Origin of the sequence: Kineococcus deserti (assembly GCF_050871945.1) — a bacterium.
GTDB lineage: Bacteria > Actinomycetota > Actinomycetes > Actinomycetales > Kineococcaceae > Kineococcus.
Genome location: NZ_JBJLSI010000003.1, coordinates 42347 through 55495 on the forward strand (window position 1 = coordinate 42347; position 13149 = coordinate 55495).

Annotated in this window: 11 protein-coding genes; 3 read left to right on the forward strand and 8 right to left on the reverse strand. The window is 74.9% G+C overall.

Going from position 1 to position 13149, the window contains the following annotated elements:
- Positions 1 to 27: 27 nt before the first annotated feature.
- From ACRYR2_RS03370 to ACRYR2_RS03380, 3 genes are all read right to left on the reverse strand, one after another.
- Positions 28 to 1851 (reverse strand): SpoIIE family protein phosphatase, encoded by a 1824-nt coding sequence (locus ACRYR2_RS03370; protein WP_432561414.1) that lies wholly within the window; start codon positions 1849 to 1851, stop codon positions 28 to 30.
- A 112-nt stretch (positions 1852 to 1963) separates the two neighbouring features.
- On the reverse strand, positions 1964 to 2953 hold the full coding sequence (locus tag ACRYR2_RS03375; RefSeq protein WP_432561415.1) for a Gfo/Idh/MocA family protein: 990 nt from the start codon (positions 2951 to 2953) through the stop codon (positions 1964 to 1966).
- Positions 2950 to 3948, reverse strand: a complete 999-nt coding sequence (locus ACRYR2_RS03380) for a Gfo/Idh/MocA family protein (RefSeq protein ID WP_432561416.1) — start codon at positions 3946 to 3948, stop codon at positions 2950 to 2952. Before ACRYR2_RS03380 ends, ACRYR2_RS03375 begins: the two co-directional genes overlap by 4 nt.
- Positions 3949 to 4070: 122 nt before the next feature.
- Here ACRYR2_RS03380 and ACRYR2_RS03385 point away from each other — a divergent pair, with 122 nt between their 5' ends.
- On the forward strand, positions 4071 to 5021 hold the full coding sequence (locus ACRYR2_RS03385; RefSeq protein ID WP_432561417.1) for an ROK family protein: 951 nt from the start codon (positions 4071 to 4073) through the stop codon (positions 5019 to 5021).
- A 15-nt stretch (positions 5022 to 5036) separates the two neighbouring features.
- On the opposite strand, the gene ACRYR2_RS03390 is transcribed toward ACRYR2_RS03385, so the two are convergent.
- Together ACRYR2_RS03390 and ACRYR2_RS03395 are read right to left on the reverse strand one after the other, a co-directional pair.
- Complete coding sequence (locus tag ACRYR2_RS03390; protein WP_432561418.1) at positions 5037 to 6245, reverse strand: PP2C family protein-serine/threonine phosphatase; 1209 nt, start codon at positions 6243 to 6245, stop codon at positions 5037 to 5039.
- A 10-nt stretch (positions 6246 to 6255) separates the two neighbouring features.
- The gene (locus ACRYR2_RS03395; RefSeq protein ID WP_432561419.1) at positions 6256 to 7656 is read right to left on the reverse strand and encodes a glycosyltransferase family 39 protein; all 1401 of its coding nucleotides are present in this window, start codon (positions 7654 to 7656) and stop codon (positions 6256 to 6258) included.
- Between the two features lie 119 nt (positions 7657 to 7775).
- Here ACRYR2_RS03395 and ACRYR2_RS03400 point away from each other — a divergent pair, with 119 nt between their 5' ends.
- A complete protein-coding gene (locus ACRYR2_RS03400; protein WP_432561420.1) occupies positions 7776 to 9188 on the forward strand; it encodes a DUF2079 domain-containing protein in 1413 nt (470 codons plus the stop codon).
- Here the strand turns inward: ACRYR2_RS03400 and ACRYR2_RS03405 are convergent.
- The gene (locus tag ACRYR2_RS03405; RefSeq protein WP_432561421.1) at positions 9175 to 10098 is read right to left on the reverse strand and encodes a hypothetical protein; all 924 of its coding nucleotides are present in this window, start codon (positions 10096 to 10098) and stop codon (positions 9175 to 9177) included. The two genes, ACRYR2_RS03400 and ACRYR2_RS03405, sit on opposite strands and share 14 nt — an antisense overlap.
- Before the next feature lie 38 nt (positions 10099 to 10136).
- On the opposite strand from ACRYR2_RS03405, the gene ACRYR2_RS03410 reads away from it, so the two are divergent.
- A complete protein-coding gene (locus tag ACRYR2_RS03410) occupies positions 10137 to 11291 on the forward strand; it encodes a heparan-alpha-glucosaminide N-acetyltransferase domain-containing protein (RefSeq protein ID WP_432561422.1) in 1155 nt (384 codons plus the stop codon).
- On the opposite strand, the gene ACRYR2_RS03415 is transcribed toward ACRYR2_RS03410, so the two are convergent.
- Together ACRYR2_RS03415 and ACRYR2_RS03420 are read right to left on the reverse strand one after the other, a co-directional pair.
- Positions 11276 to 12073: a PI-PLC domain-containing protein gene (locus tag ACRYR2_RS03415; protein ID WP_432561423.1), complete on the reverse strand. Its 798-nt coding sequence runs from the start codon at positions 12071 to 12073 to the stop codon at positions 11276 to 11278. The genes ACRYR2_RS03410 and ACRYR2_RS03415 overlap by 16 nt on opposite strands.
- Before the next feature lie 69 nt (positions 12074 to 12142).
- Complete coding sequence (locus ACRYR2_RS03420; RefSeq protein WP_432561424.1) at positions 12143 to 12979, reverse strand: hypothetical protein; 837 nt, start codon at positions 12977 to 12979, stop codon at positions 12143 to 12145.
- Positions 12980 to 13149: the final 170 nt, after the last annotated feature.

Here is a 13149-nt window from a genome sequence, read left to right on the forward strand (position 1 = left end):
CATGTGTCAAGGTGACGACCCGGGTGGTCAGTCCTGCGGGTGCAGCCGTACCGCCAGCAGCGCCACGTCGTCCTCCGGCCGCTCGGGCAGCATCTGCTGCAGGACCGCGTCGCACAGGGCGTCGAGGGCGAGGTCCTGCGGGGCGAGCCTGCCCAGGCACCGCGTCAGGCGGGCGAGGCCGTCGTCCAGCGCCTCGCCGCGACGTTCGACGAGTCCGTCGGTGTGGAACAGGACGGTCGAGCCCGCCTCCAGCACGGCGACGCTCTCGCTGCGGGGTACCTCGGGAACCACCCCGAGGAGCAGTTCGGTGGCCCGGGCCTGCAGGAGGGAGACCTCTCCCCGGGGCGAGACGAGGACGGGTGGCGGGTGCCCGGCGTTGGACCACACCAGCCGCCGCACCCCCCGCTGCGCCTCCTGCTCGGTCTGCTCCAGCCGCGCCACCACCGCCGTCGCGGTGGTTCCCACGTCGAGGGTGACCATGGCCCGGTCCACGCCGGCCAGGACGGCGGCGGGCCCGGCGTCGCCGGCCACGGCGATCCCGCGCAGCAGCGACCGGACCTGGGCCATGGCCGCCGCCGCGTCGGTGTTGTGGCCCAGGACGTCACCGATGGTCAGGATCGTCGTGCCGCACGGCTGGACGAAGGAGTCGTACCAGTCCCCACCGACCTGCGCGGACTCCGCGGCCGGGGTGTAGCGCACCACGACCTCGAGGTGGTCCGGCTGCGCCGGCTCGGTGAGCAGCGACCGTTGCAGGGTCTCGGCGAGTTCGCGCTGCTGCCGGTACAGGCGGGCGTTGTCCAGGGCCAGCCCGGCCCGTCCGGCGATGTCGGTCGCGGTGGCGGTCTCCTCCGCGGTGATCGGGCTGCGGGCGGCGCCGTTGGCCAGCATGAGCACCCCCAGGGTCCGTCCGCGGGCGCGCAGCGGGAGGACGAGCAGGGACTCCGGGGCGAGTTCGGTGACGAGGTCGCGGGCCCGGCCCGGTGGCAGCACCGAGGTCAGGTACTCCAGCGCCCGCGAGGGCTGGACCTGTGGCCGGCCGGTGGACAGGGCCTGGTCCAGGAGCGAGCCGGGCCGCAGCACCTGCAGGCGGGTGGCGGCGTACTCGGCCACCACCGGGCGCATCGCCTCCTCGGCGTGCCAGCTGCCGACGTCGCGCAGAGACCGCGTCCCGCGCCGCTCGTCGGTGACCAGGCTGACGACGCACCAGTCCGCCAGCAGGGGCACCACCAGCGGAGCCAGGCGGCCGACGGCCTCCTCACCGTCCAGGGTGCTGGTCAGCTCGCTGGTGACGCCGGCCAGCAGCTCGGCGCGGGCGGTGGCCCGCCCCAGGTGGGCCACGAGCTGCTCCAGCTCGCGGGTGCGGGAGAACAGGTCGTGCTCGACGCGTTCGGCGCGTTCGCGCAGGCGTTCGCTCAGCTCGGCCGAGACCTGGGCCGCGTTCCGGGCGCGCACGTACTCGGTGATGTCGTCGGAACGGTGCAGCAGCAGCACGACCTCGCCGTGCTCGTCGAGGATCGGGACGTTGCGCGGGCTCCAGAACCGTTCCTCGTAGCTGCCGTCGGGCATCGGGATGTCGTACTTCTGCACGGCCATCGTCTGCGGGCGCCGGGTCTCGCGGGCCAGGCTCAGGGAGCGGCGGAGGTTCACCAGCCCGTCGGCGCCGGGATCGTCGGGGTTCATGGGGAAGACCTCGAACAGGCCGCGGCCGACGGTGGCCTCCAGCGTCGTGGCGGTGACCTCCAGCCGGGCCCGGTTGGCCCGCACGATGACGAAGTCCGGCGTCAGCAGCAGCAGCGGGGCGGGGGTCTCGTCGAAGACGCGCTGGAAGTCGGGTTCGGGCAGTGGCCTCACGCCGACTGGTTCCCCTCCGGTCGGGGACGCCCTCCTGAACGGGGTCCGCGTCCGCGGCAGCCTACGGCGGGAGCCGGCCGCGCACCCGTCGGCGTGCACGGCCGGTCCCCGGTCAGGCGAGCGTGACGGTCCGCCCCGTCCGCGCGGACTCCTGCGCGGCCAGCACGACCTTCAACGTCCGCAGCCCCACCTCCAGGTCGGGTTGGGGCTGGACGCCGGTCCGCACCGCGTCCAGGAACGCCGACAGCATCGCGGCGTCGAGGTCGGCGCCGTAGCGCAGGTCCAGCGGAGAACCCGACGCCTCGATCCCACGCACGGAGGCGCCGAAGAAGTCGACGTCGACGGTGCCCTCGGTACCGGCCACCGACAGTTGCAGACCGCCCCAGTTCGGGGCGGAGTCGGGCAGGCTCCACGAGCAGTCGATCGCGGCGACCACGCCGTTGGCGTAGGTGGTGGTCACCAGCCCCGAGGTCTCGGCCCGCGCCCGGTCGCCGTGCAGCACCTGGTTCGTCACCGCGGTGACCGAGGAGGCCTCGACGCCCAGCAGGGCGTCGAGCAGGTCGGCGAGGTGCACGACGTGGTCGGCCAGGGCCCCGCCGCCGGCCAGCCCGGGGTCGGTGAACCACGAGCGCGACGTCGGGAGCTTGCCGTTGTTGGCCCCGCGCACGGCGAACACCTCCCCGAGCCCGGCGGCGCGCAGTTGCGCGAACGCGCTGGAGAAGCGCACCGGGAACGCCATCATGAACAGGATCCCCGCGTCCTGGACGGCCTTGCGCATCGCCAGGGCGTCGTCGAGCGTCGTGGCGAGGGGTTTCTCGCACAGCACGTGCACCCCCGCGGCGGCGGCCACCTCCACCAGCTCGCGGTGCCGGGAGTTCTCGCTGGTGACGACGACGCAGTCCGGGCCCCAGGCGAAGAGCTCCTCGTAGGAGTCGACGTAGGGCGCGCCGAACTGTTCCGCGAACGCCTTCCCACGCAGTTCCGTGGGGTCCGACCACGGTGCGGGGTCGGCGGTCAGGACCTCGACGCCGGGTTCGGCCAGCAGCCGCGGGACGTAGCCGGCGGCGTGGACGTGGGCGAAGGACAGCACGCCGACCTTCATGCGGGGACCTCCATCGGGTGCAGGGTGACCGGCTGGCCGGTCCGCAGGGACTCCAGGGCCGCGTTGCCGATGCGGACCGCCGCGGCACCGTCGGCGGCGGTGACGCGAGCCGGCGGCCCGCCCGCCAGTGCGGTGAGGAACTCCGCGAGTTCCACGTAGTAAGGACTCTCCGCGGGATCGATGTCGGGGATGAGCGCCCCGGCCGCCGCGGTGACCGGCAGGTCGGTCGTGACGGCGCGCTCGGCGCGCGAGTCGTGGCTCAGCGTGCCGCCGGTCCCGGACACCGAGAAACCCGTCGTGAACGCCAGGTGCTGCGGACCCCACACCCCGCTGACCGAGCTGACCGCGCCTGAGTCGTGGGTCAGCAGGACGTGCGCGGCCTGCACGGGAGCCTCCGCCGTCCCCGCACACCGGCGGACCGCGGAGACCGTCCGCACCTCCCCGGCCAGCCAGCGCGCGATGTCGAGGTCGTGCACCATCTGGTCCAGCACTATCCCGCCGGACAGCTCGTCGTCGGCGAACCAGGCGGTGCGGACGGGGAACGCGCCGGAGCGGGAGAACCGCAGGACAGCCAGCTCGCCGAGCCGGCCGGCGGCCACCTCGCGCTGCAGCGCCGCGTACTCGGGGAAGAACCGGACGACCTGCCCGGGGTGGAGCGTGCGGCCCAGCTCGGCGGCCAGCGCGACCAGCCGGGCGGCGTCGGCGTCGGTGCGGGCCAGCGGTTTCTCGCAGACGACGTCCTTGCCGGCACGCAGGGCTGCCTCCACGTACCCGGCGTGGGTGGACGTCGGGGTGGCGACGTCGACGACGTCGACGCGCCCGAGCAGCTCCTCGAACGAGTCCACGACGGTGGCGCGCCCGCCGTGCGCCGCGACGAGTTCGGGCGCCCCGACGGCGGAGAACACCACGACCTCGCGGCCGAGGGCGAGCAGGGCGGGCATGTGGGCGTAGCTGATGGCGCCGGCTCCGACGAGCCCGATGCGCAGGTCGGTCACGGGGTCTCCTCGATCGTCGCCAGCGGACCGGGTCGTTCCCGACGACCCAACCGCCCACGCGTGGACGGGTCAAGGACCCGCGGCGGCGAACGGGCACGTCGGGGCCGACCTAGGGTTGTGCCGTGACCACGGATTCCGCAGTCGTGCTGGCCGTCGACGTCGGCGGAACGGGACTCAAGGGAGCCGTCGTCGACGCCCACGGCCGGTCGGTGGTGCTGCGGGAGGAGCCGTCGCGGGCCGCGGGACGGAACGTGGAGGAGAACCTGCTGGAACTGCTGGACGACCTCGCGCAGGACGCCGCGGCGCGGGGCGTGCAGCCCGTGGCGGTGGGCGTGGGCGCCCCCGGCACCGTCGAGGAGTCGTCCGGAACGATCGTCTACGCCTCCAACCTGGGCTGGCGCCGGTTCCCGCTGCGTGCGGTGCTGGAGGAGGCCACCGGGCTGCCGGTGGCCGTCGGGCACGACGCGCGGGCGGCCGGCCGCGCCGAGCACCTGGCCTCGGTGACCAGCGGGGGTACCGGCGGGAACTTCGTCTTCGTCCCCGTCGGCACCGGCATCGCGGCCGCGATCGTCGTGGGCGGCGTCGCGCTCGACGGGGCCCGCGGGGCGGCCGGTGAGTTCGGGCACGTGATCGTCCACCCCGGCGGTGAGCCGTGCCCGTGCGGCCAGCGCGGCTGCGTGGAGGCCTACGCCGCGGGGGCGGCGGTGCTGCGGCGCTACACCGCCCGCGGCGGGCGGGCGGCGTCCTCGACCGCCGAGGTCGTCGCCCGGCTCGGCGCCGACGCCCACGCCGACGCCGTGTGGGCCGACGCCGTGCGGGCGCTGGCCCTGGGGTTGCAGGGGCTGACGATGCTCCTCGACCCGGCCGAGATCGTCCTCGGCGGTGGGGTCTCGCGGGCGGGACGGGCGCTGCTGGACCCGCTCGCCGGCGAGCTCGGGCAGCTCCTGGCCTGGCGTGCGGCGCCCCCGCTGACCACCGCGCGCTGGGGGACCGGGGCCGGGCGGATCGGGGCCGCGTTGCTGGCCTTCGAACGCGCCGGGATCGTTCCGGAGTTCGTCCCCCCGACCCGGTGAGCCACCCGGGAGCCGTCAGCCGACCCGCCGCAGCACCATGAGGGTCAGGTCGTCGGTCGGGCCCTCGCCGACGTGCCGGGCCACCGCGGCCAGGACCGCGTCGGCGATCCCCTCCGCGTCCTGCGGTTCCCGTCCCGCGACGGCGGCGAGCAGCCCCTCCTCGCCGAGGAGTTCGCCGTCGGGCGACTGCGCCTCGGTGACCCCGTCGGTGTAGAGCACCAGCGCGTCGCCGGGTTCCAGGTCGACGGTCTCGTCGTGCAGGTCCACGTCGCCGAACGGTCCCAGGAGCATGCCCGGCCGACCGACGAAGCGCGGCGCGCCACCCGCGGGGAGCAGCAGCAGCTGCGGATGTCCCGCCAGCGCCACGGTGACCGGGGTGTTCGCCGGGGGCACCTTCACGGCGGCGACCGTCGCGAACCGGTCGTCGAGGGCGTCGTGCACGGCGTCGGCCACCAGACCCAGCAGCCGCGCGGGACTGCTGGTCGCCCCCGCCACCCCGCGCACCGCCCAGCGCAGGGCGGCCGTGGTCGCCGCCGCGCGCGGACCGCGACCGGACACGTCACCGATCACGGCGATCGCGTCCCCGCCCGGCAGCACCCGCAGGTCGTAGAAGTCACCGCTGACCTCCCCGCGCGAGCCGTCGGCCCGGGTCGCGGGGTGGTAGCGGACGGCGAGGTCCAGGCCGGGCACCGCGGGCAACCGCGCCGGCACCAGCTGACGCTGCAGCTGGTCGGCCAGGGCTGCGGCCTCCGCGTGCGCCGTGTCGCGCGCCCGCTGCGCCTGCACGCGCGTCGTCACGTCCCGCTGGACGGCGACGTAGTGGCGCACGCGGCCGAGGGGGTCGGTGAGCGGGGACAGCGACAGCTCGTTGAGGAAGACGGTGCCGTCCCGGCGGCGGTTGGGGATGACGACGGTTCCCGAACGGCGCTCGCGGACCAGCGCGCGGATCCGCGCGGCCGGACCGGCCACGTCGTACCCCGCCTCGGCCAGGTGGTCCTGCAGGAAGCGGCAGTTGCGGCCCACGGTCTCGCTCGCCAGGTACCCGGTCGTCAGCGTGAAGGCGTCGTTGACCCACACCACGGGCTCGTCGGGCAGTGTCACGTCCGCGATGCACACGGCCTGCTGGACCGCTCGCAGCGCGCGGACCAGGACGTCGTCGAGGTCCGTCACGTCCCGCAGCACCCGCAACTCGGACGTGCGGGTGGTACCTGCGGTGTCTTCCACCGGGTCATCCTCACCCTGCGCCTCCGGTCGCGGCGACCCGGGGGGCCGCGTTCTGAAGACGCACGGTGAACCGGTCGACCTCGACCGGCGGCGCCAGGTCGCACGCAGCCCACGCGGCGACGTCGGCGTCCGGCATCCGGTCGGCCACGGTCGGGTCGACGACCAGCGCGACGGCCGAGCAGTCCGGCACCGTCGTGCCGACCACCCGGTTCGGCAGGGACGCGGCGAAGGCCGGCACGTCGCCCCAGACGACGACCGTGCCGGGGCGGTCGGCCAGCAGCGCGGCGACGCGGGTGTAGCCGTCGGGTCCGGTGCGGGCCAGGGCGGCCAGGTGCGGGACGGCCACGACGAGCAGCGCGACCGCGGCCGCGGCGGCGACGATCCGCCCGGGCAGCCACCACCGGGCCAGTTGCGTCAGCCCCACGGCGGCCAGCACGACCAGGGGCGGCACCAGCACGTCGTGGTACTGCGGCAGCTTCAGCGGACTGGCGACGACGGCCACGGTGAAGCCCGCGAGCGCCACCACGACCGGGCGCACGGCCGGCCGCGACCAGCGGGTGGCGCCGAGCACGGCCAGCCCCCACAGCAGTGCGACACCGAGCCAGCCGAGGTAGCGCGACTGGAACCACCACGCGCTCCACCACGGCGGGAACCGGTACAGCGTGCCCGCGACCGACTGCACGGCACCGTCGTCGGCGTGCTGCAGCTGGAACTCCACGACGTAGCGCAGGGCGTCCGGCAGCACCGGACCGAACGGCAGGTAGGTCGCGACGAACACCAGCAGGGCGCTCACGGCGGCCAGCACCACGCCGGTGAGGCTGCGGCGCAACGGGAAGAGGACGGCCAGCGCGACGACCGCGACGACGGCGCCGGTCAGCTTGGACGCCGTCGCGGCCCCCACCGCCACCCCGAGCAGCACCCAGCGGCCGTCGCGCCGCGGGGCCTCGGCGACCCGTTGCGCGGCCAGCACCGCCAGCGCGGTGAACAGCAGCAGCGGCGCCTCCAGCGTCGCCCGCCGGTCCAGGTGGAACGGCACGACGCCGGGGGCCAGCGGCAGCGCGCACCACAGCCCCGCCGCCACGGCACCGGTCCAGAACCCGCCGCAGCGTCGCGCCACGGCGAACAGGACGGCCGCGGTGAGGACCCCGCAGACGGCCGCGGGCGCCCGGTCGTCGACCAGCGAGCCGTCGCCGAGGGAGTGCCCCAGCGCGATGAGCCACTTCGCCAGCGGCGGATGCTCCTGGTTCAGGGAGAAGTCGCCGCGCAGGTACGCCGCGGCCGCACCGCGGTAGACGAGTTCGTCACCCGTCGAGGTGGCGCGACCCAGCCGCCAGCCGAAGGCGAAGACGGCCAGGAGGAGGAGGCCGGTGAGGACCACCGCCCGGACTGCGTGCGTGCTGCGGACGGCCACGTCACGGGACCGTACCCGGTTGGTGACGTTACGTTGCAGCGACGTTCCGCCCGTACCGGTACGTCGCCCGGCGCGCAGCACCAGGCGGCGTGCCGGTTCCCGCCCCGCCACGAGGACCCGTGAAGACCAGACCCGCCACCCTGCTCGTCCCGCTCCTCGCCTTCCTCGCCCTGGCGTGGGTGGGGCTCGCACGCTGGAACGTGGGGCGGTCGGGAGCGTACGACCTCGGGGTCTTCAGCCAGGCCGCGCAGTCGTGGGCCGACGGGCGGTTGCCGTTCAGCGCGATCCGCGGCCTGCCGTTGCTGGGCGAGCACTTCAGCCCCGTCACCGTCCTGTGGGGCGCGGCGTGGTGGGTGTGGCCGGACCCGCGCTCGCTCGTCGTCGTGCAGGCCGCGGCGCTCGCGGTGGCCGCGGGCATCGTGCACCGCGCGGCCCGGCGCGTCCTGGGGCCCGGCCCGGCGCTCGTCGTGGCCGGGCTGTTCACGGTGTCGTACGGCGTCGTGAACGTCGCCCGCCTCGACGTGCACGAGGTGTGCTTCGCCACCCCGCTGGTGGCGGCGTCGTGCGCGGCGCTGCTGCAGCGGCGGTGGACGGCGGCGCTGGGCTGGTCGTTGCCGCTGCTGCTGGTCAAGGAGGACCAGGGACCGACGGTCGTCGCGGTCGCGTTCGTGGTGTTCCTGCTGGCGCGGGGCAGGTTCCGCTGGTTCGCCGCCGCCACCGCGGTGCTCGCGGTGCTGGGAACCGTCGCGGCGTTCGCGGTCATCGCCTGGCGCAACCCCGACCACGTCGTCCCGCTGTTCGAGATCCGCTTCGACGGTGCGCCCCCGGAGCCCTTCAGCTGGTCCGGTGACGTGCTGCCCCGGCTGGAGCTGCCGGCCGCGGTCCTGCTGACCGGCGGCGTGCTGTGGGTGGGGTCGCCGATCGCTCTCGTGGCGCTGCCGACGCTGGCGTGGCGGCTGCTGTCGCCCTACGAGAGCTACTGGTCGACGCGGTTCCACTACGACGCCGTGCTCATGCCGATGGTCTTCCTGGCCCTGGTGGACGTGCTGCGCAGACGTCGACGGTGGCTGCCGGTGGTCGTCGCGCTGAGCCTGGTGTGCGCCGGGTGGAGCTACCAGCGCGCGAACTTCGTCGCCAACCCCCTCGATGCCGACACCTGGCGCCCCTCGCAGGCCACCCGCGACCTGCTCGCCGTCTCGGCCGAGATCCCCGCCGGGTCGGTCGTCGCCGCCGACAACGGCGCCGGGCCCTACCTCGTCGCCGACCACACCGTGCGGGTGCTCGGGAACGGCGAGTCGGTCGAGGCCCGGTGGGTCGTCGTCGACACCCGCATCGACGGGGCCAGCGCCACCCGCGAGGGCAAGCTCGCCCTCGTGGAACAGCTGACCGGGCCGCAACGGTCCTCGGTCGGGCGGATCGTGCGGATCGGGTCGGTCGTCGCGGTCGAGATGCCCTGCGAAGGGCCGGTCTGGCTGCCCGAACCCGCCGGCAACCCACCGCTGCCGACGCCCGCCTGGATCAGTTGCAGGTGAACGTCTGCTCCTGGGCCATGACGAGCGGCTGCCCGTCGGCGTCGGGGACCGGCAGGTCGGTCGGCGTCCAGTACGAGCGCGGGAACGCCAGCCAGCCGTAGATCCGCTGGAAGGACCCGGTGCGCCGCACCGATTCGGGGTTCCCCGGTTCCACCTCCTCGCCCAGAGCCGTGAACTGCTCGTACGTCGCCTCGTCCACCCGCTCGTGGCGGGTCGCGGCCGGATCGGTCGGCCAGGTCGCCACGCAGGCCGGCTCGTCCAGGGCCAGCAGCGCGTCGCGCACGGCCCAGTGGTCGGGGTGGCGGTAGAGGGCGTAGGCGTCGTCGCCGCGGGCGGGCGGGTCGTTGGTGTAGGCGGCGCCGACGACCTGCCGCACGTCGGCGTCGGGAAGTGCGTCGCCGCGCAGGGCCAGGACGTCGGCGACCGCCCGCGTGACCACCTCCGGCGTCAGCTGCCCGTCGCCGCCGTCGACGGCGACGCGGGCCTGCGTGTCCGACCACCACAGCTGCGCGTCGTGGCCGGCGATCTCGGCCACCCGGGACTGCAGGCCGGTGATCCCGGTGGCCGCGTCGAGGAACGCGTTCCAGCTGCCGATGCGGGCCTGTGCGCACGACGGCGTCCCGGGACCCTGCGGCACGGGATCGGGTTCGTCCTCGCCCCAGGCCGTCTGGGTGTTGCGGGCGACCTCGGCGGGCGAGCAGTTCACGGTGGCCTCGCCGTGGGTCATGGTGAGGAAGACCGTGTACTGCTCGTCGTCGACGAGCGACCACGCCTCCAGCTCGTCGTCGGGGTGGGGGCTGACGACCAGGTCGATGCCCCGGTCGATGCCCCGGTCGGGCACCTCGGTGGCCGAGCAGCCGGCGAGGACGAGGACGGCGGTGAGCACCGCAACGCCCCGGACCCCTCGCACGCCCACATCCTCGCAGCCCGTGATGGCACAGTGACCGGGTGACCAGTTCGACCGACCCGGCGGCCGCGGTGCAGACCCCGGCCGCGCGCACCCCGTCGCGCCGGGTCACCAGCCTCGACGTCGTCCGCGGGCTCATGCTGTGCGTCAGCGTGGGCGTCAACAGCCTGCTCGCCACGCCTGCCTGGTTCGACCACGCCGGATGGGTCGGGGTGAACGGCCTGGACCTGGTGTTCCCGGTGTTCGTCACGCTCACCGGCTGCGGGCTGGGTTTCGCGATGCACCGGCGCACGAACGTGCGGACGCTGGCCCGCCGCGTCCTCGTCCTCGTCGCCGCCGGGCTGCTCTACAATGCCCTCACCACGAACGCGTGGGACCCCGGGACCTGGCGGTTCACCGGCGTCCTGCAGCTGTACGCCGGAGTGGTCGTGGTGATCGTGCTGGGGCACCTGCTGACCCGGTCGGCGCGCGGCTGGTTCGTCGTCACGACGGTTCTCGCGGTGACCTGGACGACGGTCCTGGCCTGGTTCGCCACCACGTGCGCGGGCGGGGAACTGACCCGGGAGTGCAACCCGTCCGGAGTCGTCGACCTCGCGGTGTTCGGGGCGCCGCACGTGTACTGGCAGGGTGCCGCCGGGCACGACCCGGAAGGTCTGCTCGCCACCCTCGGCGCCTGCGTGAGCGCCGCGGCCGGCGCCACCGTCGGGCACCTCGTGCTGTCCCGCCCCGGACCCCGCGCCTGCCTGCGCCCGGTGCTGCTCGTCGTGGCCGGGTTCCTGGCGCTCGCGGCCGCCACGACGTGGGTTCCCGAACTCCTCACGGGCCAGGCCGTCCCGCTGATGAAGCGGCTGTGGACCCCGCCGTTCGCCCTGCTGGTCGGCGCCGGGGTCTGCCTGGCGCTGCTGCTCGGCCACCTCCTCCTGGACCGGCCCTCGGCGCCGACCGGGCTGCGTCGTGTCGTGTGGCCGCTGGAGGCGCTGGGCCGCAACAGCTTGCTGGTCTACTTCGGATCGCACGTGGTCATGGCGCTGCTCGGTCACCACGCGGGTGCGGACGGCCGGAACCTCGCCCAGCGCGTGGCCGACACGGTGGCCGTGGCGGGTCACCCGCAACTGTCGTTCACCGTGCTGGCGTTGCTGGTGTGGGGCGCGATCGCGGCTGTCCTGCACCGGCGGAGGATCTACCTGCGGCCCTGACCGGTGAGGAACTGCGCCAGCCCGTCGAGGTCGTCGGTGTTCAGGCGGTCCACGCCCGCGGCCAGGAGTTCGGACCACACCGCCGTCCGGGCCGGGCCGGGCTCGTCCGGGGTCGCCCAGAACCGGAGCCTGCGGCCCGCGCGGTGGGTCGCGGCGACGAGTCCGTGCAGCGCGGCGCGTTCGCCGGCGGGCATCGGCCCCTCACCCCGCCACCGGTAGGTCGTCGACCAGTCCACGCCGATCTCCGGCATGAACTCGGCGGAGCACGGACCGGTGGCGTCCTGGGCGCGCCCCTCCACGGCGGCGGAGCGGACGGCCTGCCGGGCCATCGACTCGATCGCGCGGTTCCCGGTGACGACGACGGTGACCGCCCCGGGCGTGCGCGTTCCGTCCGCCGACCACGTGGTGAGGAGGTCGCCGCACCCCTGCAGGACGGAGTGCAGACGGGCCCAGCCCGGTTCGGCGCCGGTCTTGACGTCGACCAGCAGGTTCACCGGTGAGGGGTTGCGCCGCAACGGGTCCAGGTACAGCGACTGCAGCGTCCGGGCGCTGCGCAACTGCCAGGGTTCGTGCCCGACGAGCAGTTGGTCACCGACGACCCAGACGTCCGCCTCGATGCTCGTGAAACCCCGCTCGAGGGCGTCGAACAACGGCCGCGGATGTTCGAAGTCGTTGTGCGCGTGGGCGTTGGGCAACGCGCGCACGGCGGCCTGCGCGGGTGGGGACAGCAGCGGTGCGGCCACCGCCGAGACGGCGGCGGACAGCAGGACACGTCGGCGCATCGGAACCCCCCGGGTCGTGGTGCCCCCACCCTGTCGGGTGCGGACGGGTCCCGCAACGGACCGGAGGTGTCAGCAGTGCGGCGCGTCGGTGGCCAGTTCCTGCAGGACCGCCAGGTTCTCGGCGTCGGTGGCCGAGTCGCCGGCCGTCGCGGTCACCGGAACCGCGACCCCGGTGCGGACGAGTTCGGCGTTGACGTCCAGACCGTCGTCGGTGCGCAGCCAGCCGGCCCCCTCGACCTCGACCTGCTGGCCGACCGGCAGGAAGGACAGCAGGTCGTGCACGTACTGGTCCCGGCACCCCGGCGCGGGTTCGATCCCGGCCAGCGGGACCGGGTTCGTCCCGTCGATCCCGGCGATCACCGGCACCGGGCCGGCCGCGTACGCCACGACCGGCGACAGCAGCGCCGCGCGGGTCGACGGGGAGGCGGTGGGTGTCGCGGTGGGGGTGCCGGTCGAGGTGCCCGTGCCGCGGACGGCCTCCTGCAGCGCGCGCTGCACCACGATCGGGTTCGGTTCGGCGCGCCGGTGCTCCCAGGTGCCCAGGGCGCCGAGCACCGCCAGGGCCACCAGCCCACCGACGACGAGCTTGCGCCGCGAGGTGGGTGCGGTGACCTCGGCGGCGCCGGGGGAGATGAACTCGCGACGTGCCGGTTCGTCCTCCACCGTGTGCGCCGGGGCCCACGGCGTCTCCCAGCGGGCCAGTTCGCCGGAGCCGGCGATCTCGACGCGGATGGCCTGCCCGCGCGCGGAGTAGCGCACGTCGAGCGCGACGACGCGCCACGGCGGGCTCTGCTCGCGGTGGACCGCGACCACGACGGCCTTGCCGCCGTCGTGCAGCGGGTTGGAGCTGCCGCGGACCTTGATGAAGTCGCCCGGGCGCAGCTCCTGCAGGTCAGGTGCGCGCACGGGGACCCATCGGCCGCAGCGGCCCGTTGCTGAGCACGTCGGCGACCCGGGCCGGCCACCAGGCGCTGGGGCAGGACCTGGTCCCCGGCGGACCGGGGCACCTCGTCGCCGCGCGCCTCCCGAACGGTGCGCCGCTTCCGCGTCCACCCCGGGAGCGCGCTCGGAACGGC

What these genes read in the sequence shown, in the direction of transcription:
- ACRYR2_RS03375 (WP_432561415.1), bottom strand. Translation starts at nt 2,953, where the DNA reads ATGAAGGTCGGCGTGCTGTCCTTCGCCCACGTCCACGCCGCCGGCTAC.
- ACRYR2_RS03415 (WP_432561423.1), bottom strand. Translation starts at nt 12,073, where the DNA reads ATGCGCCGACGTGTCCTGCTGTCCGCCGCCGTCTCGGCGGTGGCCGCA.